The 21,046-nt window shown below is 75.4% G+C and carries 20 protein-coding genes; 12 read left to right on the forward strand and 8 right to left on the reverse strand.

From position 1 onward, the window contains the following. Positions 1-46 precede the first annotated feature (46 nt). Together NPS70_RS10365 and NPS70_RS10370 are read left to right on the forward strand one after the other, a co-directional pair. On the forward strand, positions 47-880 hold the full coding sequence (locus NPS70_RS10365; RefSeq protein WP_256524018.1) for an ECF transporter S component: 834 nt from the start codon (positions 47-49) through the stop codon (positions 878-880). 318 nt (positions 881-1,198) lie between these two features. Beyond that, the gene (locus NPS70_RS10370; RefSeq protein ID WP_256523837.1) at positions 1,199-1,624 is read left to right on the forward strand and encodes a transglycosylase SLT domain-containing protein; all 426 of its coding nucleotides are present in this window, start codon (positions 1,199-1,201) and stop codon (positions 1,622-1,624) included. A gap of 93 nt (positions 1,625-1,717) precedes the next feature. Here the strand turns inward: NPS70_RS10370 and NPS70_RS10375 are convergent, their stop codons facing one another. The 4 genes from NPS70_RS10375 to NPS70_RS10390 form a co-directional block, all read right to left on the reverse strand. Beyond that, on the reverse strand, positions 1,718-2,311 hold the full coding sequence (locus tag NPS70_RS10375; RefSeq protein ID WP_256523838.1) for a hypothetical protein: 594 nt from the start codon (positions 2,309-2,311) through the stop codon (positions 1,718-1,720). 17 nt (positions 2,312-2,328) lie between these two features. After that, entirely contained in the window at positions 2,329-4,209 is a 1,881-nt protein-coding gene (locus NPS70_RS10380) for an alpha/beta hydrolase (RefSeq protein ID WP_256523839.1), read from the reverse strand. Next, positions 4,206-4,640 (reverse strand): amino acid ABC transporter permease, encoded by a 435-nt coding sequence (locus tag NPS70_RS10385; RefSeq protein WP_256523840.1) that lies wholly within the window; start codon positions 4,638-4,640, stop codon positions 4,206-4,208. The genes NPS70_RS10380 and NPS70_RS10385 overlap by 4 nt, the downstream gene beginning before the upstream one ends. 278 nt (positions 4,641-4,918) lie before the next feature. Beyond that, on the reverse strand, positions 4,919-6,991 hold the full coding sequence (locus tag NPS70_RS10390) for a bifunctional glycosyltransferase 87/phosphatase PAP2 family protein (protein WP_256523841.1): 2,073 nt from the start codon (positions 6,989-6,991) through the stop codon (positions 4,919-4,921). Between the two features lie 325 nt (positions 6,992-7,316). On the opposite strand from NPS70_RS10390, the gene NPS70_RS10395 reads away from it, so the two are divergent. The 3 genes from NPS70_RS10395 to NPS70_RS10405 all read left to right on the forward strand — a co-directional run bounded on the left by NPS70_RS10395 (position 7,317) and on the right by NPS70_RS10405 (position 9,239). Beyond that, the gene (locus tag NPS70_RS10395; protein ID WP_256523842.1) at positions 7,317-7,988 is read left to right on the forward strand and encodes an O-methyltransferase; all 672 of its coding nucleotides are present in this window, start codon (positions 7,317-7,319) and stop codon (positions 7,986-7,988) included. Between the two features lie 296 nt (positions 7,989-8,284). After that, entirely contained in the window at positions 8,285-8,611 is a 327-nt protein-coding gene (locus NPS70_RS10400) for an antibiotic biosynthesis monooxygenase (RefSeq protein WP_256523843.1), read from the forward strand. A gap of 97 nt (positions 8,612-8,708) precedes the next feature. Further along, positions 8,709-9,239 carry a GNAT family N-acetyltransferase gene (locus NPS70_RS10405; protein WP_256523844.1) on the forward strand — a complete coding sequence of 177 codons (531 nt, stop codon included), beginning with the start codon at positions 8,709-8,711 and terminating at the stop codon, positions 9,237-9,239. A gap of 23 nt (positions 9,240-9,262) precedes the next feature. Here the strand turns inward: NPS70_RS10405 and NPS70_RS10410 are convergent, their stop codons facing one another. After that, positions 9,263-11,347, reverse strand: coding sequence for an MFS transporter (locus tag NPS70_RS10410; protein ID WP_256523845.1), 2,085 nt, complete (start codon positions 11,345-11,347; stop codon positions 9,263-9,265). Between the two features lie 469 nt (positions 11,348-11,816). On the opposite strand from NPS70_RS10410, the gene NPS70_RS10415 reads away from it, so the two are divergent. Both NPS70_RS10415 and NPS70_RS10420 read left to right on the forward strand, forming a co-directional pair. Beyond that, a complete protein-coding gene (locus NPS70_RS10415; RefSeq protein ID WP_256523846.1) occupies positions 11,817-12,833 on the forward strand; it encodes a peptidoglycan-binding domain-containing protein in 1,017 nt (338 codons plus the stop codon). Positions 12,834-13,048: 215 nt separating this feature from the next. After that, positions 13,049-13,714 carry an HAD-IA family hydrolase gene (locus NPS70_RS10420; protein ID WP_256523847.1) on the forward strand — a complete coding sequence of 222 codons (666 nt, stop codon included), beginning with the start codon at positions 13,049-13,051 and terminating at the stop codon, positions 13,712-13,714. A gap of 75 nt (positions 13,715-13,789) precedes the next feature. Here the strand turns inward: NPS70_RS10420 and NPS70_RS10425 are convergent, their stop codons facing one another. Next, positions 13,790-14,374, reverse strand: a complete 585-nt coding sequence (locus NPS70_RS10425; protein WP_256523848.1) for a TMEM165/GDT1 family protein — start codon at positions 14,372-14,374, stop codon at positions 13,790-13,792. Positions 14,375-14,901: 527 nt separating this feature from the next. On the opposite strand from NPS70_RS10425, the gene NPS70_RS10430 reads away from it, so the two are divergent. Then, positions 14,902-15,555, forward strand: a complete 654-nt coding sequence (locus NPS70_RS10430) for an HNH endonuclease family protein (protein ID WP_256523849.1) — start codon at positions 14,902-14,904, stop codon at positions 15,553-15,555. A 345-nt stretch (positions 15,556-15,900) separates the two neighbouring features. Next, positions 15,901-16,557, forward strand: coding sequence for a VTT domain-containing protein (locus NPS70_RS10435; protein WP_256523850.1), 657 nt, complete (start codon positions 15,901-15,903; stop codon positions 16,555-16,557). Here NPS70_RS10435 and NPS70_RS10440 read toward each other — a convergent pair. Further along, positions 16,520-16,768 carry a DUF2277 domain-containing protein gene (locus tag NPS70_RS10440; RefSeq protein ID WP_256523851.1) on the reverse strand — a complete coding sequence of 83 codons (249 nt, stop codon included), beginning with the start codon at positions 16,766-16,768 and terminating at the stop codon, positions 16,520-16,522. The two genes, NPS70_RS10435 and NPS70_RS10440, sit on opposite strands and share 38 nt — an antisense overlap. A gap of 207 nt (positions 16,769-16,975) precedes the next feature. Here NPS70_RS10440 and cbiE point away from each other — a divergent pair, with 207 nt between their 5' ends. Together cbiE and cobM are read left to right on the forward strand one after the other, a co-directional pair. After that, positions 16,976-18,256, forward strand: coding sequence for a precorrin-6y C5,15-methyltransferase (decarboxylating) subunit CbiE (cbiE, locus tag NPS70_RS10445; protein WP_308314996.1), 1,281 nt, complete (start codon positions 16,976-16,978; stop codon positions 18,254-18,256). After that, positions 18,253-19,002: a precorrin-4 C(11)-methyltransferase gene (gene cobM, locus NPS70_RS10450; RefSeq protein WP_256523852.1), complete on the forward strand. Its 750-nt coding sequence runs from the start codon at positions 18,253-18,255 to the stop codon at positions 19,000-19,002. The genes cbiE and cobM overlap by 4 nt, the downstream gene beginning before the upstream one ends. A gap of 71 nt (positions 19,003-19,073) precedes the next feature. Here the strand turns inward: cobM and NPS70_RS10455 are convergent, their stop codons facing one another. Next, complete coding sequence (locus NPS70_RS10455) at positions 19,074-20,204, reverse strand: cobalt-precorrin-5B (C(1))-methyltransferase (RefSeq protein WP_256523853.1); 1,131 nt, start codon at positions 20,202-20,204, stop codon at positions 19,074-19,076. A gap of 11 nt (positions 20,205-20,215) precedes the next feature. On the opposite strand from NPS70_RS10455, the gene NPS70_RS10460 reads away from it, so the two are divergent. Then, positions 20,216-21,022: a cobalt-precorrin-6A reductase gene (locus NPS70_RS10460; RefSeq protein ID WP_256523854.1), complete on the forward strand. Its 807-nt coding sequence runs from the start codon at positions 20,216-20,218 to the stop codon at positions 21,020-21,022. Positions 21,023-21,046: the final 24 nt, after the last annotated feature.

The raw sequence follows: 21,046 nt of genomic DNA on the forward strand, positions 1-21,046 counted from the left end.
GGCCGGCGGTCCGCACGGCACGGGCGGAGCGGGCGGGGTCGGCACCGTGGCGGGCGGGCGCGTGCGCCCCGTCCGCCTGGGGCCGCGCTCCGTGGCGGCGCTGGTCCTGGTCAGCGCGATCGGAGCGATGTTCTTCGGCTGGCCGCTGCTGGCCGACGCGGGTTCGGGGCTCGCGGCGCACGCCGGGGACGCACCCTGGCTGCTCGCCGTCCTGCTGCCGCTCCTGGTCGCCGTGGTCGTCGCCACGATCGCGGACAGCGGCATGGACGCCAAGGCGGTGGCCATGCTCGGGGTGCTGGCCGCCGTCGGGGCGGCCCTGCGGCCGCTGGGGGCGGGGACGGCGGGCCTGGAGCCGATGTTCTTCCTGATGGTGCTCAGCGGGCGGGTCCTCGGCCCCGGCTTCGGCTTCGTCCTGGGGTCGGTCACGATGTTCGCCTCCGCCCTGCTCACGGGCGGGGTCGGGCCGTGGATGCCGTTCCAGATGCTGGCCATGGGCTGGTTCACCCTGGGCGCGGGGCTGCTGCCCGGGGCGGACCGGCTGCGGGGGCGGGCGGAGCTGCTGATGCTGGCCGGGTACGGGGCGCTGGCCGCGTTCGCCTACGGCACGGTCATGAACCTCTACGGCTGGACCGTGATCACGGGCATGGCCACGGGAATCTCCTTCCACCCCGGGGACCCGCTGCACGAGAACCTGGTGCGGTTCCTGGCGTACTGCGCCGCCACCTCGCTCGGCTGGGACCTGGGGCGCGCGGTGCTGACGGTGGTGCTGACCCTGACGCTCGGCGGCACGCTGCTGCGGGCGCTGCGGAGGGCGACCCGGCGGGCCGCGTTCGAGGCGCGGGTCACATTCGAGGAGGCCCCGACGGACCGGGCGGGGTGAGGCGCCCCACAGGGCCGCCGGCCGGTACGAGGCAGGTTCGTAGCCGACCGGGACGGAGACGGGCGGCGTTCCGCGGCCCGGACGACGGGCCGGAGGGACTTCACCCCGAAGGGGTGACTTGCCCGTTTTCGGACTTATGCGATGTGCGGTAGTACATGGGGGTCGTTGCCATGGTTCGCGGCGGGGGCTAAGACTGGTCCGGTCGCCGGGCACCCCGCACCTGACAGCGGGAAGCCCACGGGTGGCCCGGATCCCCTCGTACGCCTGGGGGTCCGGCCTGCCCGGCGGCGCCCCCGACCCCGACGTTAGGCCACCCTCTTGTCCCGCTCCGTCCTCCGCCGCTTCGCCGACCGCCCGAAGGCCGCTCTCGCCGGCTCCGCCCTGGTGCTGGCCACCGCCGGCATGGCCGTCGGCATGAACCCGGCCGCCGCCGCTGCCGCGCCCGCCGAGCCGAGCGGGTCGCCCAAGGCGATCGCCCAGAAGATGATCAAGGACGAGGCGCAGTTCGCCTGCTTCGACCGGATCGTGACGCACGAGTCCAACTGGGACGTGGACGCCACCAACGCCTCCAGCGGCGCCTACGGCCTGGTCCAGGCCCTGCCGGGCGGCAAGATGGCCTCCGCCGGCTCCGACTGGCGCACCAACCCCGCCACCCAGATCGAGTGGGGCCTGGACTACATGAAGGACCGCTACGGCAGCCCCTGCGGCGCCTGGTCCGCCTGGCAGGCGCAGGGCTGGTACTGAGCCCCGGCCTGATCCGGCTTCCCGGCCGAGGGCCCCGGTCGCACAAGCGACCGGGGCCCTCGGCCGCGTGCACGGGCCTGAGGGGCCGGCCCCTCAGCCCGCGCCGCCGGAGGGCGACGGCACGGGGGTGTCGGCGGACCAGAAGGGGGACTCGATGTACGGCAGCCCCGTGGCCTCGGGGCTGTCGGGGTCGAACGGCTCCCTGTCCGGCTCCACGACCTCGGACTCCGTCACGCAGTTCGACGCGACGGTGAAGAACGCCTGGCCCTTGTAGCCGATCTCCACCGTGAGCTGGAACCCCTCGGGTGCGTTGGCGAAGATCGCCGGCTTCTCCTTGTTCGGGCGGACCGCCGTGATCTCGTACCCCTGGGCCTTCCAGTGCCGCTCGACCACGCCCACGAAGCTCCCCCGGCGCTCCGGGGAGATCACGGTGACCACATAGCGCCGGCGGACCACCTGGCCCGCACCCGTGGCGTCGTTCTTGAAGTCCGTGCAGATGCCGTCGGTGGACGGCCCGCGCCGCGCCTCCACACCCGGCCGGACGGCGGCCAGGGTGGCGTCGAGGATCTCGTCCGCCCGGTCGGACGCCTGCTGCATGTTCACGTTCCGCTCACTCCCCTGGTTGCCGGCCCCCTCGCCGCCTCCGACCACTCCGCAGCCGGAGGCTGCGAGGGCTGCCAGAGCCACGGCAGGAATTCGATGCTTCATCGGTGTTTCTCCGCAACGATAAGTTCGGGCTGCCCGGCGACCACGGCTGCGATGTTGTCCGCGGAAACCCGATCCCTCACAGGGTCGAAGTAGTTGGAGTGCGCGGGGGTCGGCCCCTCGCCGTCGATCAGAGGCCGGGGCCCGTCGTCGACCGCGAACCGGTGTGCCCCGAAGGCCTCGCTCGCGGGGTCCTTGCCGAACCAGATGTCGTCGTCGCCCTGATCGGCGATGTCCGCCGCCAGATAGGCGAGCGGTGGTGACGCGGAGAGGAGCGCGCCGACCGCCGCCTCCTTCTTCGAGGGCAGCATCGTCACCGGGTCGTTCTCGGCGGCACCGACGAACACGTGGTCCTTGCCGACTCCGAGGTCCTCGGCCCGGTCGACCCCGACGCCCGGACTGCCGACGAGGACGATGTCGTCGGCCCCCGGTATCCCGCCGCTCTCCTGGGTGGCCGCACCCACGAGCCGCGATCCGTAGGAGTGGCCGATGGCCGTCAGGTGCGGGTCCGCGTGGTCGTTGGTGGCGGAGAGACCGCTCATGAAGGAGTTGTACGCAGGAGCTCCCTTCTCGGCGGGTGCGGAGGACATCACCTCGATGTTGTCGAGCAGCTTGGGCGCGTCGGCGCCGCCGAGCTGCGGAGGGTCGTAGCCGAGCCAGACAATCGCGGAGCTGGATTCGTCCTTCTGACGGGCCCCCACCGCCGTGTCGTAGGCCCTCCTGACGTCATTGCGGGCGAAGTGGTCGTCCAGCGCCGTCCCCAGGCCGGGGACGTAGGCGGCGACGTTCCGCGACGTGTCCGGGTTGCCGACGGCGACGATGGCACGCCCCGTGCCCTCGTCCCCGATGCCCAGCAGCAGCATCGGGGGCTCCTTGGGGTCCTTCAGACGCGCCGCGGCGTTGAGTTCCAGCTGGTGACGGATCTCCCTGAGCCCCCCGTACCGGGCCTCCTCCGCCTCGCCCTTCCGCTCGGCGTAGGCGGCGATCAGCAGATCGAGGTTCTCCCGGTTCGCCTCGTCGCGCACGACGGCCGGAACGCCGTCCAGGTTGCCGATGACGTCGGGGTAGCTCGCGAGGTACTCCGTCTGCCGGTCGCCGCTCAGGCCGTCCCACCACGCCTTGCGTTCGGCCGGCGTCGCGTCCATCGGGATCTCGCGCTTCACCTGCTCGTACGCGGCGTCGCGGACCGCCTCCATGTCGGCGGCGGCGTCCGCCCACGTGCCGGCGTCGACGGCGAGTCCCTCAGGCGCCCTGAGCTTGGCGAGCGTCTGCCGGTAGCGCTCGTCGACCTCGCGGGCCTCGCGCACGGCCCGGGCGATCCGGTCGGCGACGCCCTGCGCGACGGCGTGGTGCGGGTTGGGGTTGAGCAGCTGCGTCGAGCCCGGTTGGAGCCCGGGCGTGAGCAGCCGCGGGCCGCCGGGTGCGTAGGGACCGACGGGAGGGCCGAGCGGGCTGACGCGGCCCCCCACGGTGCCGCCGGGGAAGGAGGCGCCGGTCAGCTCGTTCGTGCCGCCGGCCGGATAGGTGACGCTGCCGTCGTCGTGGACGGTGAAGCCGTGGGCCGCGGCGTCGTGCAGCGCCCCGGTCAGGGCGCTCCTCGGCGCGGCCAGGTCGGCGGAGAGCCCGCTGACGGCGGTACGGACCAGGCCGCACTCGGTCGTGATGTAGTCGTAGTTGCGGCTCAGGCGCTTGAACCTGTCCACGGCCGCGGTGGCGGACTCGCCCTCCTGGGACTTGGACAACGCCCCGGCCAGGTCCCCGTCGACGCGGGTCTGTGCGGCGTCGGCGAACCGGGACGCGGCCCCCCATCCGTCGGCCGCCTCGTCCAGCTCCGTCAGCTTCAGGTCGCGTAGCTGCCGCCACGTCAGGGAGGACGTCACCGGCTCTCATCCTTCGTCGGCGTGTGGACCGCGTCGGACTTCGCGCCGGTCGCGGTGTCCACGCCGCCCAGGTCCGCGGCCACCTGCCGGAGCTTCGGTGCGAGCGAACGGCACTCGTCCCGAACGGAGTCGAGGCGCTTCTCCCAGGAGTCGAGGACGGTGCGGAGTTCGGCGAGACTGGCGAGGCCGGTGAGGCCCGCGGTCATACCCGCATGCCCCTGGGACAGGTCGCCCCTGGCCTTGTGCGTGTCGGTTCCGAGGTGCTCCGCGGTGACCGCCGCGCGGGTCCAGGGCTTCGCGGAGTGCCTGAGTCCGCCGGCCTCCCCGGCGGCCCCGCCGCCCGCTTCGGCAGGTCTCTGGTCCAGTTGCACGGCGGTCGACCCGCGGTCGCCGTGTGTCGCCTTCAGCTGTTCCCACTCGTCCCAGGCCATGCCCGATCGCCCCCGTGGCTCGTCGGTGCTCAACCGTCCACCGCAGGAACGGGATCCGAGGTGAGGCGGACCGGTCCCGGCGAACGGCACTGTGAGCGGACCATCCTAGGCCGCCGTGCCATGAGCACGACCGCGAGGGCGGGCGCGCCGAGCCGCGGCGCTCCGCCCGGCAGAGGGATCGGCCCGGCCCGGCGGGATGCGCCGATACGCCCGCACGGTGACGCGGCGGTCCGTCTCCGGCCGCCGCAGCGGTCACGCTCCCCAGGGGCCCGGCGGGTTCACGCGCGTGCGGGCTCGGGCTCGTCCGAGCCGCCGGGCGCGGCCGGCTCCCGGCCGCCCGGGGCCTGAGCCGCCCCGGCCGCGTCCGCGCGCGCCGGGGCCTGCGGCGGTACCGCGCCCGGCGGCAGGCGCAGCCTGCGCGGCCCGGACAGCAGATAGGTCAGCCCGAAGCCGAGACCGACGACGGCCGCGCCGCCGACCGCGTCCAGGACCCAGTGGTTGGCCGTCGCGACGATCGCGCAGACCGTGAGCAGCGGGTGCAGCAGGGCCAGGAGCTTCATCCACAGCCTCGGCGCGAGGGCCACCACCACCAGGCCGCACCACAGGGACCAGCCGAAGTGCAGGGAGGGCATGGCCGCGTACTGGTTGGTGACCGCGGTCATGGCGCCGTAGTCGGGGTTGGCCAGGTCCTGGGGGCCGTGGACGGTGTCGATGTAGCCGAGGCTCGGCATCAGGCGCGGCGGGGCCAGCGGGAACAGCCAGAAGCCGAGCAGCGCGAGCAGGGTGGCGAAGGCGAGCGAGGCGCGCGCCCAGCGGTAGTCGGAGGGCCGCCGCACGTAGAGCACCCCGAGGATGCTCAGGGGCACCACGAAGTGGAACGACGTGTAGTAGAAGTTGAAGAACCCCTCCACCCACGGCAGGTCGACCACGGCCCGGTTGGCCCAGTACTCGATGTCGATGCCGAGGGCGCCCTCCAGCGACAGCACCTGACGGGCATGGGACTCGGCGGCGTCCACGCTCCCGGTCGCGGCGGCGCGGATGTGCGAGTAGGCGGAGTAGCCCACCCGTATCACCAGCAGTTCGAGGAGCAGGTTCGGGCGGCTGAGCACCCTCCGCCAGAACGGCAGCAGCGGCACCCGGCTCCAGCGTGCGGCCACGGGCGCGGCGTACTCGGTGGGGACGGGGCGGCGGAAGTGCGGGGAGCCGAGGCTCAGGAAGGGGACCGCGCAGGCGGCGGCGAGCGCTGCCACCAGCAGGGCGTTGTCGCGCAGCGGGTGCAGCGGTGCCATGTTGGGCAGCAGCATCGAGCCCGGCAGCGTCACCACCAGCACGACGAGCACGGGCCACAGCATCCGGTCCGAGGCCCGGGTGCCCACCCGTCCGACGACGGCGAGCAGGATCCACAGCAGCTGGTGCTGCCAGGCGGTGGGGGAGACCGCGACGGCCGCGCAGCCGGTGATCGCGACGGCGAGCAGCAGCTGGCCGTCGAGGGCGTAGCGGACCGCCCGCCGCAGCGCCACCGCGACGACGGCCGCCGCGAGCACCAGGTAGAGCGCGATCTCCAGCGGCCCGGTCAGACCCAGGCGGAGCAGTGCCCCGTGCAGCGACTGGTTGGCGAGGCTGTCGGGCCGGGCGCCCAGGCCGGCCCCGGCGGCATGGTGCACCCAGTACGCCCAGGAGTCGCCGGGCAGCGCCGCCCAGGCGAGCGCGGTGAGCCCCGCGAAGGTCCCGGCCGTGCTCGCCGCTGCCGTGCGGCGGCCGGTGAGCCACAGCAGGGGCGCAAACAGCAGCACCGTCGGCTGGAGGGCAGCGCCGAGCCCGATCAGCAGGCCGCCGCTGCGCTCGCCCCGGGCGGCGAAGCAGCCGAGGAGCACCAGGAGCACGGGGATGATGCTGGTCTGCCCCAGGTGGAAGCTGTTGCGCACGGGCAGGGAGAGCATGAGCAGGCTGACGGCGACCGGCGCGGCCAGCAGCGTGCTGCGGTGGGATACGGGTACCGGCAGGGCGCGTGCCACCACCAGGCCGATCGCGACGACGAGCAGCAGCGTGCCGAAGGTCCAGGCCACCCCCAGGCTCTGCTCGGCCGAGCGGGCGAAGGGCTTGAGCACCAGCCCCGCGAAGGGGGTGCCGGTGAACCGGTCTCCGTCGTACAGGGAGCCGCCGACGTGCAGGACCCCGTGCTCCCCGATCCAGGTCTCCAGGTCCGTCAGGCGCTCGCCGGGGGGCCGGGTCAGCACGGCGGCGGCCTGCCGTACGCCGAGCACCGCGGCCACGAGCCACAGGACGGCCCTGGCCGCGCCGATTCTGGATTCCGTCGCGCTCCCGCGCACGCTGTGCTCCGCGTTCACCACGTCGCGCCGCGCCTCCCCACCATGGTCCGTCCGCCGTCAGGGCGTCCACCGAAGCGTCGCACCGCCCCGTGGAGGAGACTCAGGCAACCCCCTCTTCACCTGACCGTCACCCTGTCCACTGTCTTGTTTTCGCTTCCCGGTCGCACCCGGAGGCAGCGGCGGGCGGGGACGCGCCGCGTCGGCGGCCCCGTCACAGGAGGTATGCGGGGGAACATACAAGAAACGCGGGGTGACCGTGCGCCGTGCGACCCGTCGGCGGACGCGCGGATCCGGCCCTTCGGGCGGAACCTCGCCGGGAAGGCGGGGGCGGGCTTACGTTGGCGGCATGACGACTGATCAGTGGAACCCCGTCGACGACTACCTCGGCGAACTCCTGGTGGGCCCGGACGAGGTCCTGGACGAGGCCCTGGCGGCGAGCGAGGCGGCGGGTCTGCCGTCGATCGCCGTGGCTCCGAACCAGGGCAAGCTGCTGAACCTGCTGGCGCGCGTCCGGGGGGCCCGCACGGTCCTGGAGATCGGGACGCTCGGCGGCTACAGCACGATCTGGCTGGCCCGCGCGCTGCCGGAGGACGGGCGGATGATCTCGCTGGAGTACGACGCCCGCCACGCGGAGGTGGCCCGGGCGAACCTGGCGCGCGCGGGGCTGGACCACGTCGCGGAGGTCCGCACCGGAGCGGCGCTGGACCTGCTGCCGCGCATCGAGAAGGAGCCGGGCGCGGGCCCCTTCGACCTCGTCTTCATCGACGCGGACAAGGTCAGCAACGCCGCGTACGTGGAGTGGGCGCTGCGGCTGAGCCGCCCCGGCAGCGTGATCGTCGTGGACAACGTGGTGCGCGGCGGCGCCGTGGCGGACGCGGAGAGCGCCGACCCGGCGGTGGTGGGTACCCGGCGGATGTTCGACCTGGTGGCCCGGGAGCCGCGGCTGGACGCGACGGCCTTCCAGACGGTGGGGTCCAAGGGCTGGGACGGCCTCCTGGTGGCCCTGGTGACCGCCTGACCGGCGCCCGTCGTCGGGACGTTGCCGGCCGGGGCCCGGTGGGGGCGGGCCGGGCGGAGACCGGGACGCGGGTGGCGACGTCGTACCGGCCGGGGGGAGCCGGGCAAGCCGGGCAAGCCGGGCGAGGCGGGCGCGCCGCCCCGTCCCGCCGCCGGAGCGCCTGCGGCACCGGGGCCCCGGCGGCGGGACGGCGGCGGGTACGCCTCACGCCGCTGTGACGGGCGGGTGTAGGAGACTGCTCACGCATGATCACGCCCAGGTCGCCGTCGCGGCGGCCGCATGTCGAAAGGTGCCACGTGCCGAGCATCGTGAAGATCAATGTGCTGACCGTCCCGGACGAGCAGCGGGAGACCCTGGAGAAGCGGTTCGCCTCGCGCGCGGGCGCGGTCGAGTCCTCCGACGGCTTCGAGTGGTTCGAGCTGCTGCGCCCGGTGGAGGGGACCGACCGGTACCTCGTCTACACCCGCTGGCGCGACGAGGCCTCGTTCCAGGCGTGGATGGAGGGCCCGATGAAGGCGGCCCACCGGGGCGGCGGCGACACGGGCGGCCGTCCCGCACCGGCGGCCTCGGACTCCCAGGTGTGGTCCTTCGAGGTCGTGCAGCAGGCTGCACCGAAGTCCTGAGCGCTGCCGTGCCGGGCCGGAGGGGCCCGGCACGGTTCTCTCCCCGCGGGGGAAATCCGCTCGACGGCCGGTGCGGATCGGCGGTAGGCAGGGATCCATGACGCAGTGGACCTTCGCCGCCGAGCCCTTCGACAGCCCGGAGTCCCTCGCGCTGCGGCGTGACTACTACGCCGACGTCGCGGGGAGCTACTGGGGACGGCCCGCCACCGGGGCGGAGGTCGACGAGGGACTCGCGGGCGACGGTGCGGAGCTGCTGACGCCGCCGACCGGCCTGTTCGTGCTCGGACGCCGCGGCGGCTCTCCCGCGGCCTGCGGCGGTGTGCTGATGCTGGAGGGCGGACGGGCCGAGCTGACCCGGGTGTTCGTGCGCCCCGGGCACCGCGGCCGCGCGGGCGCCGGGCTGCTGCTGGAGCGGCTGGAGCGCGAGGCGCGTGCGCTGGGGGCGCACCGGATGGTGCTGAACACCCGGCTCGATCTGCTGGCCGCCCGGGCGCTGTACCGGCGGCACGGCTACACCGACGTCCCCGCGTACTGCACCGGCCCCTACGCGGAGGTCTGGTTGGGCAAGGAGCTCCCCGGCGGGGAGCCGCCCGCCGGGCACCGGGAGGCGGCGGGCGGGCGGCGCTGACGCGGCGCGTCCGGCGGCGGGCGTCAGTGCCTCCGGCGCGGATGGCGCGGGTAGGAGGCCGCGGGCCGCTCGTGGTCCCCGCGGGCGTACTCGTGGGGCCGTTCGGCGTCCGATCCGCAGAGTTCGGCGCTCAGGTCGTGGACCAGTCGGACCAGGTCCGTCGGCCGGTCGGGGCCCCACCAGTCGCCGAGCAGTTCCGCGAGCGACTGCTCGCGCGCGGCGGAGAGGCGGACGGCCGCCTCCGCCCCGTCGTCGGTGAGGAGCAGGCTGACGCCCTCGCGGCGGGCGAGACCGCGCCCCTCGACCTCCCGTGCCGCCTCGGTGATGATCCGCAGGGGTACGGGGGTCGTCTCGGCGAGCCGGGCCGGCTCGACCAGTCCGTGGCGCCGGATGCGCAGGAGCAGCCAACTGGAGGCCGGCAGCAGGTCGTAGCCGGCGCGCTCGGTGATCCGCTCGTAGATGTGCCGCCGGCCCTCCCGCGACCCGAGGACGGACAGGGCGCGGGCCACCTCGTCGTGCGAGGAGCGCTCGACCGGGTTGGAGGCGAGGGTCTCGGTGGTGTCCGGTGCCGTGACGGATCCGCGCAGCGGGTCCTCGCGGAGGAACAGGGCGACGACGAAGGCCACCGCCACGACGGGCACGGCGTAGAGGAACACGTCGGTGATGGCGGTGGCGTAGGCGTGGAGCACGGACGGCCTGAGGGCGGCCGGGAGTTCGGCGATGGCACGCGGGTCGGCGGCCAGTTCGGCGGGACCCGCCCCGGCCGGGACCTGCCGCCCGGCGAGGGCGTCGGCGAGCTTGTCCTCGAGCCGGTCGGTGAAGACCGTGCCGAAGACGGCGACGCCGAAGGAGGCGCCGATGGACCGGAAGAAGGTCGCTCCGGAGGTGGCGACTCCGAGGTCCTCGTAGCCGACCGCGTTCTGCACGACGAGGACCAGGACCTGCATCACCAGGCCGAGTCCCGCGCCGAAGACGAGGAAGCACAGGCTCAGCTGCCAGTCGGAGCTGTTCTCGGTGAGCCGGTGCAGCAGCAGGAGTCCGACGGCGGTGACCGCGGTGCCGAGGACGGGGAAGACCTTCCACCGGCCGGTGCGGCTGACCAGCTGGCCGGAGAGGGTGGAGGTGATCAGCAGGCCCAGGACCATCGGCAGCATGTGGACACCGGACATGGTCGGTGTGACGCCGCGCACCACCTGGAGGAAGGTGGGCAGGTAGGTCATGGCGCCGAACATCGCGAAACCGATGACGAAGCTGATCACCGCGACGAGGGTGAAGGTGCGGATGCGGAACAGCTTCAGGGGCAGCACGGGCTCCGCGGCGCGGCGTTCGACGGCGACGAAGGCCGCGAGGAGGACGGCGCCGAGCACGGCCAGCCCGACGATCTGGGGCGAGCCCCACTCCCAGGTGGTGCCGCCCAGGGAGGCGACGAGCACCAGGCAGGTGGCCACGGAGGCGATGAGGAAGGTGCCGAGGTAGTCGATGGTGTGGCGCTCTTCCCGCACCGGGATGTGCAGCACGGCCGCGATGACGAGGAGGGCGACGACGCCGACGGGGAGGTTGACGTAGAAGACCCACCGCCAGCTGAGGTGCTGGGTGAACAGGCCGCCCAGCAGCGGCCCGAGGACACTGGTGGCCCCGAAGACCGCGCCGAACAGGCCCTGGTAGCGGCCCCGCTCCCGTGGCGGGACGAGGTCCCCCACGATGGCCATGGAGAGCACCATCAGCCCGCCGCCGCCGAGTCCCTGGACGGCGCGGAAGGCGATGAGCTGGGTCATGTCCTGGGCGATGCCGCAGAGCGCGGAGCCGATGAGGAAGATGACGATCGCGGTCTGGAAGAGCTTCTTGCGGCCGTACTGGTCGCCGAGCTTCCCCCACAGCGGGGTGGCGGCGGTGGACGCCAGCATGTAGGCGGTGACCACCCAGGACAGGTGGTTCATGCCTCCGAGTTCGCTGACGATGGTGGGCAGGGCGGTCGCCACGATGGTCTGGTCGAGTGCGGCCAGCAGCATGCCCAGCAGCAGGGCGCCGATGGCGACGAGGACGGTCCGCCGGTTCCGCTCCTCACCCGGTGCCGGTGGCGCCGGGAGCGAGCCGACTTCGTGGGCCATACGGGTCTCCTTTGCGCCTCCGCCCTTCTGGTGGGCTTCCTCTCCATCGTGGTGGCTTCCGCCGGTTGCGGCCTGCCGAGCCCTCGCGGGGGCCGGCGGGCAGGGGCGTGCGGCGCGGAAGGCGGCCGGGCGGGGGCGTGAAAGGGACGTACGGGGAGGTTCACGGGCGCCGGGAGACCGAACGGGGTGCTGCCGTGGGGTGCATCACACCGAGGCTGCATAATTTGGCGCAATCCAATGGGGAGGGGTACCGGCCATGACCGGAATCAGCTGTCCGGTGTGCGGCAGTCCGCAGTCCGCGGAGGGGCACAGCACGGACCGCACGTGTTCCTGTGCGGAGCCGCGGCGGGCCGGGCGTCCGGGGGCCGGGGATGCCCCGGGGGCCTTCGACCCACTGCGGATACGCCCGTACGTCACGCTGGGAGCACCGCGGGACGCCCGGCCGGCCGACGCCCCGCCGGCACCCGACGTGCCCGGCCCCGCCACGGACCCGGGCCGGCCCACCCCGCCGTACGGCCGGGGCCCGCAGGCGCAGCACCCGGAGGCGCCGCTCCCGACGGGCCCGGCGTACGCCCCCGGCGGAACACCGGCCCACGGGCCCGGACCGTCCGGGGAGCACGGCGCCCCCCACGCCCCGGCTCCGCCCGGCCCGTACGCACCGGACACCTACGGGCACACCCCCGGCGGTCCCGGCGCCTACGGCACCGCCCTGCCCGCGTACGGAGCGCGAGGCGGCCCCGGGGAGGATGCGGCGGGCGCCGGGGTGTACGCGGACGGCCCCGGGGACTTCGACACCCAGGAGCTGCCGCCGCTCGTGGGCCCGGCACCGGGCGGCCGGAGCAGGGCGGCGGCCCCGCGGCGCCGGCGGCGCGGGGCGGTGATGGCGGCGGCCGCGGCGATCGCGGTCGCGGGCACCGCCGCCTACGCCTCCGGGCTGTTCCAGGGGAGCGAGGAGCGCGACCGGGTGTCCATGCCCGACCGGGACACGGCCCAGCCAAGCCTCGACGTCGCGCCGGACCTGCCCTCCGCTTCCGTACCGCCCGACATCTCACCCTCCGCGTCCCCGTCGGCCACCTCCTCGGCCTCGGCGTCGGCCACCTCCTCGGCCTCGGCGACGGCCCCGGCATCGCCCTCGCTGTCGCCCTCGGCCTCGGCGACGCGCTCCGTCCCGGTGGCGGGGACCCCGTCCGCGCCGCCCTCGACCGCACGCCCCACGGTCCAGGCCACGGGCTCGGTGCAGGAGCCGGAGGCCCCCAACGGGACGCTCCGCCTCGGCGACACCGGTGCGGCGGTCGTGGAACTGCAGGTGCGCCTCCAGCGCGTGTGGCTCTACCCGCGCGACTGGGAGGCCGACGGCGTCTACGACCAGCAGGTGGAGTACGCGGTGAAGGTCTACCAGTGGGACAACGGCCTCACCAAGGACGGCCTCGGCGTCTACGGCCCCAGGACGCGGCGCGCGCTGGAGGCGGAGACCGGTCAGCTGTGAGGGGCCGCCTCCCGGCGGGCCGCCGGGGGCGGATTTGGCGTAGCGGCACCTGCTTTGTATCGTGAGCGAACAAAGTGGTTCCGCCCGCACTCCCTGACCGGCGGGCGGGGCCGCTTGCCCTCTCCGGCCTCGGCGACCTGCGCCCGGCGCCACGCGGCCGCGCCGCCCCGCCCCGGGTCACCGGCCGGGCCCGCCCCGCCCCTGGAGCACTCCTGATGCCGGCCACCGCCACCCCCGCCCTGACCGCCCGCGCCGTCCTGCTGGACATGGACGGCACCATCGTCGACTCGGATGCCGCGGTGGAGCGGATCTGGCGCCGGTGGGCCGTCGAGCACGACCTGGACCCCGAGGCGGTGCTGAGGGTCGTCCACGGCCGCCAGGGGCACGCCACCATGGCCGCGCTGCTCCCGGACCGCCCCGCGGAGCAGAACCACGCCGACAACCGGGTCCTGCTGGCCCGCGAGACGGCCGACACCGAAGGGGTCGTGCCGGTGGCCGGCGCCCCCGCCTTCCTCGCCGCGCTCTCCGGCGTCCCGCACGCCCTGGTGACCTCGGCCGACCTCGCCCTCGCCACCGCCCGCATGGCGGCGGCCGGACTCCCGATGCCCGCCGTGCGGGTGACGGCGGAGTCGGTGGGAGCCAGCAAGCCCGACCCCGAGGGCTTCCTGAAGGGCGCCGCCGAACTGGGGTACGCGCCGGGCGACTGCGTGGCCTTCGAGGACTCGGAGGCCGGGATCGCGGCGGCGCGTGCGGCGGGGATGCGGGTGGTCGGCGTCGGGCCGCGCGCCGGTGCCCACGCGCCCGACCTGGCGGTACCCGATCTGACCCGTCTCTCGGTGACCGTCCGGGAGGACGGCGCGATCGGGTTCCGCGCCGTCTGACGCCCCGGCGGGCGCCGTCCGCGGGGCGGACGGCGCCGCCCCGAGGACCCGCCCCCCGGCGGCCCCGCCGGGGCATCAGCCCGCGACGGCCTCGTAGAGGCTGAACGCCGAGAGCGCCAGCATCAGGCCGGCGGCGACCCTGGTGATCAGCCGCAGGGGCACGTATCGCATGAGGGTGCGGCCGCCCAGGATGCCGATGGCGGCGACGGACCACAGCGCGAGCACCGCACCCACGCCGACCGAGACCGGGTCGTCGTAGCGGGCGGCCAGGTTGGCGGTCATGATCTGGGTCAGATCGCCGAACTCGGCGACCAGGATGAGCATGAACCCCGCCCCCGAGACCTTCCAGAAGGACTGGTCCGCGGGCGCCCTGACACCCTCCTCCCCGCCGTCGTCCTTCTTCAGCAGCAGCACCAGCGCACCGGCCAGGAAGAGCACGCCGACCACGGCCTGCACCAGCCGGTGGGGCAGCAGGGTCAGCACGCTGCCCGCGGCGACGGCGAGCGCGACATGGACGGCGAAGGCCGCCGCGACACCGGCGAAGACGTAGGAGGCGCGGTAGCGCGTGCCGAGCACCAGACCGGCGAGTGCGGTCTTGTCGGGCAGCTCGGCGAGGAAGACCACGCCGAAGGCGAGCGCCGTCACGGTGAAGCTGATCATGGATGGGGTTCCTCGATCGGTCGGGCGCCGCCCCGCCGAGAGTCCCGGGCAGGTTCCAGGGGTCGCTTCGGCACGGCAGCGCCATGGACGAATGCATGGGCACTGCTGCCGAAGGTCTCGCTGGCGAACCCCGCAAGGCCGCCTCCGGGCGCCGGCCGGGCACGAGGCCCGGCAGTATGTCGACGTTCCGGCGAAGAGCTACTCCCCTTCTGCTCCCACCACCCTACGCGACCGGCCGCGGCAGGCGGCAGCGGCCTCCTCCGCACCCGTGCGGGTCCGCGCCCGCGCGGCCGGCGGGAGCACCGGCGGCGCCGCGCCCGCGCGGGCCCGCCCCGGCCGCCGGCGAGTGAAGACCCGGTGGCGGGTCCGGCACGACTCTTGATGTGACGTGAACATGTCGCCACGCTGTTACCCGGCGCCCATCCCCGCGCAACCCGGCGCCACCAGCATGGCCACGCCCCGATACCGCACCCGCGCCCCGACGGCGCGCGGGCGAGGCCGAGTTCCCCCACCACCGAGGAGTTCACATGAGTCGTGTCTACGCGCGTGGACACCGTCGCGCCGGCGTACTCGCCGCCGCTGCGGCCGTCGCGGCGGCCGGTCTGCTGTCGACCGCGCCCGCCGCCCAGGCCGCACCTCCCACCCCCGTCAGCGCCTCCACCGCCCGCAGCTACCTCGGGCAGCTCACCGTCGCCGCCGAGGGCTCGGGCAGCGGCTACAGCCGCGACCTCTTCCCGCACTGGATCACCCAGTACGGCAGCTGCAACACCCGCGAGGTCGTACTCGAGCGCGACGGCGCGAACGTCCGGCAGAACTCCAGCTGCGCGGCGGTCAGCGGCAGTTGGTACTCCCCCTTCGACGGCGCCACCTGGTACGCCGCCTCCGACGTCGACATCGACCACGTCGTCCCGCTGGCCGAGGCATGGCGCTCCGGCGCGAACAGCTGGACCACCTCCGAGCGCCGGAGCTTCGCCAACGACCTCACCCGCCCGCAGCTCATAGCCGTCACCGACAACGTCAACCAGTCCAAGGGCGACAGGGACCCGGCCGAGTGGCTGCCGCCGTTGACCTCCTACCGCTGCATGTACGCGCGGATGTGGGTGCACACGAAGTACCACTGGGACCTGACCGTGGACTCCGCGGAGAAGAGCGCGCTCCAGTCCGTCCTCAACGGCTGCTGACGGCGGGCGCGGGCGGCGGTGGGGCGCCGTCCGCGCCACCCGGCCCCGCCGCAGCCGGGGAACTCCCGCGGCCACGGCCCACGGCCGCACGTTCCGGATGCGCCCGCCCTCTCCCCCTCCCCCGTGTCCGGCAGGGCCCCTGCCCCGCACCCGGTTCGCATGCCTGTCCTCCGCATATCCGTGCCGCACGACATCGCGCCCCCCTCCGGCCCCTGTGTCGTACCCCGCGCGTACGCTGTACTGCTGATCGTGCCGCCTGCGCGCCTCCCGCGGCCCGGCGGCCCTGCCGTCGGGCGGCCCCGGTGGCCGCTCGGCCGCCTTGTCGTCCGAGCGGGGAGAGTCGACGTGCTGGAGTGCCTGGCCGTGCTGGCCGGTAGCCCGTGGATCTACGCCGTGGTGGGCCTCTCCGTCCTGCTCGACGTCTTCCTGCCCGTGCTCCCCAGCGGCGTGCTGGTGATCACCGCGGCCACCGCCGCCGCGGCGGGCAGCACCGCCGGCAGCGCCGCCGTCGCGGGGGCCGCCGGAGCAGCGGACACCGTGCAGCGGGAGGTGCCCTCACTGCTCGTCCTGGTGCTGTGCGCGGCCACCGCCTCGGTCCTCGGCGACCTGGTCGCCTACCGGCTGGCCCGCCGCGGAGGCGACCGCTTCGACCGGGCCATCGCCCGCTCCCGCCGCCTCACCCGCGCACAGGAGCGCCTGGGCACCGCGCTGTCCAAGGGCGGCGGCGCGCTCGTCGTCATCGCCCGCTTCGCGCCCGCGGGGCGCTCGGTGGTGTCCTTCGGAGCGGGCAGCGCCCACCGCAGGGTGGGCGAGTTCCTGCCCTGGTCCGCCCTGGCCGGAACCGCGTGGGCCTGCTACAGCGTGGGGCTCGGCTACTTCGGCGGCCAGTGGCTGGGCGCCGGCTGGGTGGGGGCCGCGGTGTCGGTGCTCGCCCTGTTCGCCGCGGGGCTGCTCGCCGCCTACGTCATGCGGCGTCCGGCGCTGACCCGCTCCGCCGCGTAGCCGCGCCCCGCACCTCCAGGCCGTCGAGGAGCCGTCCGGTGGCCTCGGCGACCTCCTCGACGGCGCGGTCGAACACCTCGCGGTTGTGCGCGGCCGGCGCGCGGAATCCGGACACCTTGCGCACGTACTGGAGTGCTGCCGCGCGCACCTCCTCCTCGGTGGCCTCCCCGGGGAGGACGGGCGGACGGAGGGTCTTGATACTGCGGCACATGCGTCCAGTCTGCCGCGCCCCCGGCGGCGGGTCGAGCGCGGCGGCGCGCCGCCGGGCACCCGGCGGCCGGGGGGCCGCGCCGGGGGACGCACCGGCGCCCGGCGGTCCGCCCCGTGAACACGGCCAGTAGAGTGCGGCGACGATCCCCGCACCCGATCCCCGCACCCCAAGAGGGCCCCGCCGGGCCCGCCCCGAGGACCCGACCCCGTGAACGCGAACCCGCCGCCCGCCGCCTCCGCCCGCCGAAGCCCGCCGCCCGCCGCCGCACCCGCCGCCGTCACCGTCGTCGGGATCGGGGCCGACGGCTGGGACGGCCTCTCCCCCGCGGCGCGGGACGCCCTGCGCGGCGCGGCCGTACTGCTCGGCGGCGCCCGCCAGTTGGCGCTGCTCCCCGCCGAGTGCACCGGCGAGCGGGTGTCCTGGCCGAGCCCGCTGCGCCCCGCCGTGCCGAGGCTCCTGGCCGAGCACGCGGGCCGGCGCATCGCCGTACTGGCCAGCGGGGACCCGATGTTCCACGGCATCGGCCGCGCGCTGACGGAGGAACTGGGCCCCGGCGGGCTGCACGTCCTGCCGCACCCCTCGTCGGTCTCCTACGCCTGCGCGCGGCTCGGCTGGGCGGTCGAGGACACCGAGGTGGTCACCCTGGTGGGCCGTCCCGCGGCCCGGCTGGCGGCCGCCCTCCACGACGGCCGCCGGGTGCTCGTCCTCAGCGCGGGTCCCGGCACGCCCGCCGAGGTCGCCGCCCTGCTGTGCGAGCACGGCTTCGGGCCGAGCCGCCTGCGGGTGCTGGAGCAGCTCGGGGGGACGGCCGAGCGGATCACCGACGGCCGGGCCGCGAGCTGGTCCGCACCGCCCGGCGACCCGCTGAACATCGTCGCGGTCGACTGCCGCCGCGCACCCGGCTCCCCGCGTCTGTCCACCGTGCCCGGCCTGCCCGACGGCGCCTACGAGCACGACGGCCAGCTCACCAAGCGGCACGTGCGCGCCGCCACCCTGGCCGCGCTGGCGCCCGCCCCCGGCGAGCTGCTGTGGGACGTCGGCGGGGGCTCCGGTTCGGTCTCCGTGGAGTGGATGCGCAGCCACCCCTCCTGCCGGGCGGTCGCCGTGGAGCGGGACCCGGTGCGGGCCGCCCGCATCGCCCGCAACGCGGAGGCCCTCGGCGTGCCCGGCCTGCGGGTGGTCACGGGAGCGGCGCCCGGGGCGCTCGGCGGACTGCCGCGCCCCGACGCCGTGTTCGTCGGGGGCGGCGTGACCGCCCCGGGGCTGCTGGACGCCTGCTGGGACGCCCTCCCGCCCGGCGGGCGGCTCGTCGCCAACACCGTGACCCTGGAGTCCGAGGCGGTGCTGGCGGCCCGTCACCGCGCCCACGGCGGCGAACTCGTCCGCCTGGCGGTCTCCCACGCGGTGCCCGTCGGCGGCTTCACCGGCTGGCGCCAGGCCATGCCGGTCACCCAGTGGTCCCACACCAAGTCCGGAGAGACGTCGTGACCGTGTACTTCATCGGGGCGGGCCCGGGGGCCGCCGACCTGATCACGGTGCGCGGTGCGCGCACCCTCGCCTCCTGCGGCGTCTGCCTGTACGCGGGGTCGCTGGTCCCCCGCGAACTGCTCGCGGAGTGCCCGCCGGACGCCCGGCTGGTCGACACCGCGCGCCTCGACCTGGACACCATCACCGCGGAGCTGGTCCGCGCGCACGGGGAGGGCCACGACGTCGCGCGGCTGCACTCGGGGGACCCGTCGGTCTTCAGTGCCGTCGCCGAGCAGATGCGCCGTCTCGACGCCGCGGGCGTGCCCTACGAGGTCGTGCCGGGCGTGCCCGCCTTCGCCGCGGCGGCCGCGGCGCTGAAGCGGGAGCTGACGGTCCCGACGGTCGGCCAGACCGTCATCCTGACCCGCGTCGCGCAGCAGGCGACACCGATGCCCGAGGGCGAGGACCTGGCGACCCTCGGCCGCAGCGGGGCCCTGCTGGTGCTGCACCTCGCCGCGCGCTACGCGGACCGGGTGGTCGAGGAGCTGCTGCCGCACTACGGGGCGGACTGCCCGGCCGCGGTGGTCGCGATGGCGAGCCGCCCCGAGGAACTGGTGCTGCGCGGGACCCTGGCCGACATCGCCTCACGGGTGAAGGAGGCGGGCGTGGTCCGCACCGCGGTGATCATCGTGGGGCGCACCCTGGCCGCCACCCAGTTCCGCGACAGCCACCTGTACTCGGCGGACCGCGAGCGGCACGACTGCTGACCCGCGCGGGCCGGGAGGCCCGGGGGCGGGCGCGGGATGGCCGGGCTCCGGGCGGGCCTCCCGCGCCCGGTTCAGCCGACCGGGGAGCGCCCGACGACGGTGCCCGCGCGGTCGATGCACACCACGTCCACGGCCACCGGCGCCCCGCGCAGGACGGCCAGGGCCTGGTCCCGGGCCTCCACCGCGACCAGGTCGCCGAGCGGCACGCCCGCCGCGGCGCACGACTGGAGCGCGGCGAGCCCCGTGTTGGCCCCGGCGACGGCGTCCGCGAGCGCGCGGTCCGCGCCGCCGCGGACCGCGAGTTCGGCGAGGAAGCCCTTGTCGACCTGCGAGCGGGCCGAGTGGAGGTCCAGGTGCCCGGCCGCGAGCTTGGAGAGCTTCGCGAACCCGCCGCAGACGGTGAGCCGTGCCACGGGATGGCGCCGCAGGTACTTCAGCACGGCCCCGGCGAAGTCGCCCATGTCCAGCAGGGCGTCCTGCGGCAGCCCGTAGAGGGAGGCCACCGTCCGCTCCGAGGTGGAGCCGGTGCAGCCGGCGACATGGGTGCGTCCGGCGGCGCGGGCGACGTCGACGCCCCGGCGGATGGAGTCGATCCACGCCGAGCACGAGTAGGGGACCACGACACCGGTCGTGCCGAGGACGGACAGTCCGCCGAGGATGCCCAGCCGGGGGTTCCAGGTGGAGCGGGCGATCTCCGCGCCGTGGTCGATGGAGACGGTCACCTCGACGTCGCCCGTGCCGCCGTGGCGTTCGGCCACGGCGGCGACGTGCTCCCGCATCATCCGGCGCGGCACGGGGTTGATCGCGGGCTCCCCGACGTCCAGGGGCAGCCCGGGGCGGGTGACCGTGCCGACGCCGTCCCCTCCGCGGAAGACGACTCCCGATCCTGCGGGCAGGGGGCGGACCTCGGCCCGGACCAGGGCCCCGTGGGTCACGTCCGGGTCGTCGCCCGCGTCCTTGACCACGCCCGCCATGGCCGCGGACCCGGGTGCCAGCCTCTCCGCGGCGAGGGCGAAGGACGGTGTCTGGCCCCTGGGCAGGGTGATCGTCACCGGGTCGGGGAAGTCCCCGGTCAGCAGGGCCGTGTACGCGGCGGTCGTGGCCGCGGTGGCGCAGGCGCCGGTCGTCCACCCGGGCCGCAGACCGGTGTGCTTGAGTTGGGCCTCGCGCCCGCCCCCGCCGGGGCCGCCCGACTCACCCATGGAGGGATCCCATGCCGACGGAGGCACGGCAGGACCCGAGCCCGCATCCGGACCCCGGTGCACGGCGGCCGGGGCGCCCGGGGCACGTCCTGGTGCTCGGCGGCACGGGTGAGGGCCGCCGCCTGGCGGAGCTGCTGCACACGGGCGGGGTGCGGGTCACCAGCAGCCTGGCCGGGCGGGTCGCCGCACCCCGCACGCCACCGGGCGAGGTGCGCGTCGGCGGGTTCGGCGGGCCCGCCGGTCTGGCCGACTGGCTCCGTGAGCACGCCGTGGACGCGGTCATCGACGCCACCCATCCTTTCGCGAGTGCGATCAGCTTCCATGCGGCCCTGGCCGCCGCCGAGGCCCATGTTCCCCTGCTGGGGCTGCGCCGGCCCGGCTGGGCCCCGGCCGAGGGGGACGACTGGCACCCGGTCGGGTCCCTGGAGGAGGCGGCGCGGGCGGTCCCCGGCCTCGGCGGCAGGGTGTTCCTGACCACCGGGCGCATGGGACTGGCCGCGTTCGCCTCCGTGGAGGCGGCCTGGTTCCTGGTCCGCTCCGTGGACCCGCCGGAGGGGGACCGCCCGCCGCGGATGCGGCTGCTGCTGGACCGGGGGCCGTTCACCCTGGACGGCGAGCGGGAGGTACTGCGCCGCCACCGGATCGACGTCCTGGTCACCAAGGACAGCGGGGGCGCGGCGACGGCGCCGAAGCTGGCCGCCGCCCGGGAGGCGGGCGTCCCCGTGGTCATCGTGCGCCGGCCGCCGGTGCCGGAGGGGGTGGAGGTGGTCCCGGGGCCGCCGGAGGCGGCCGCCTGGGCCCGGGAGGTCCTCGGCTGAGGCGACCCGCCCCGGGAGCAGGCC

Origin of the sequence: Streptomyces sp. C10-9-1 (assembly GCF_024497955.1) — a bacterium.
Taxonomy (GTDB): Bacteria; Actinomycetota; Actinomycetes; order Streptomycetales; family Streptomycetaceae; genus Streptomyces; species Streptomyces sanyensis.

Excerpts from the sequence above, each read along its gene's own strand:
- NPS70_RS10385 (WP_256523840.1), bottom strand. The coding sequence starts at position 4,640 with ATGGCCTGGGACGAGTGGGAACAGCTGAAGGCGACACACGGCGACCGC.
- NPS70_RS10395 (WP_256523842.1), top strand. The coding sequence starts at position 7,317 with ATGACGACTGATCAGTGGAACCCCGTCGACGACTACCTCGGCGAACTC.
- NPS70_RS10405 (WP_256523844.1), top strand. The coding sequence starts at position 8,709 with ATGACGCAGTGGACCTTCGCCGCCGAGCCCTTCGACAGCCCGGAGTCC.
- NPS70_RS10410 (WP_256523845.1), bottom strand. The coding sequence starts at position 11,347 with ATGGCCCACGAAGTCGGCTCGCTCCCGGCGCCACCGGCACCGGGTGAG.
- NPS70_RS10420 (WP_256523847.1), top strand. The coding sequence starts at position 13,049 with ATGCCGGCCACCGCCACCCCCGCCCTGACCGCCCGCGCCGTCCTGCTG.
- NPS70_RS10425 (WP_256523848.1), bottom strand. The coding sequence starts at position 14,374 with ATGATCAGCTTCACCGTGACGGCGCTCGCCTTCGGCGTGGTCTTCCTC.
- NPS70_RS10430 (WP_256523849.1), top strand. The coding sequence starts at position 14,902 with ATGAGTCGTGTCTACGCGCGTGGACACCGTCGCGCCGGCGTACTCGCC.
- NPS70_RS10440 (WP_256523851.1), bottom strand. The coding sequence starts at position 16,768 with ATGTGCCGCAGTATCAAGACCCTCCGTCCGCCCGTCCTCCCCGGGGAG.
- NPS70_RS10455 (WP_256523853.1), bottom strand. The coding sequence starts at position 20,204 with ATGGGTGAGTCGGGCGGCCCCGGCGGGGGCGGGCGCGAGGCCCAACTC.
- NPS70_RS10460 (WP_256523854.1), top strand. The coding sequence starts at position 20,216 with ATGCCGACGGAGGCACGGCAGGACCCGAGCCCGCATCCGGACCCCGGT.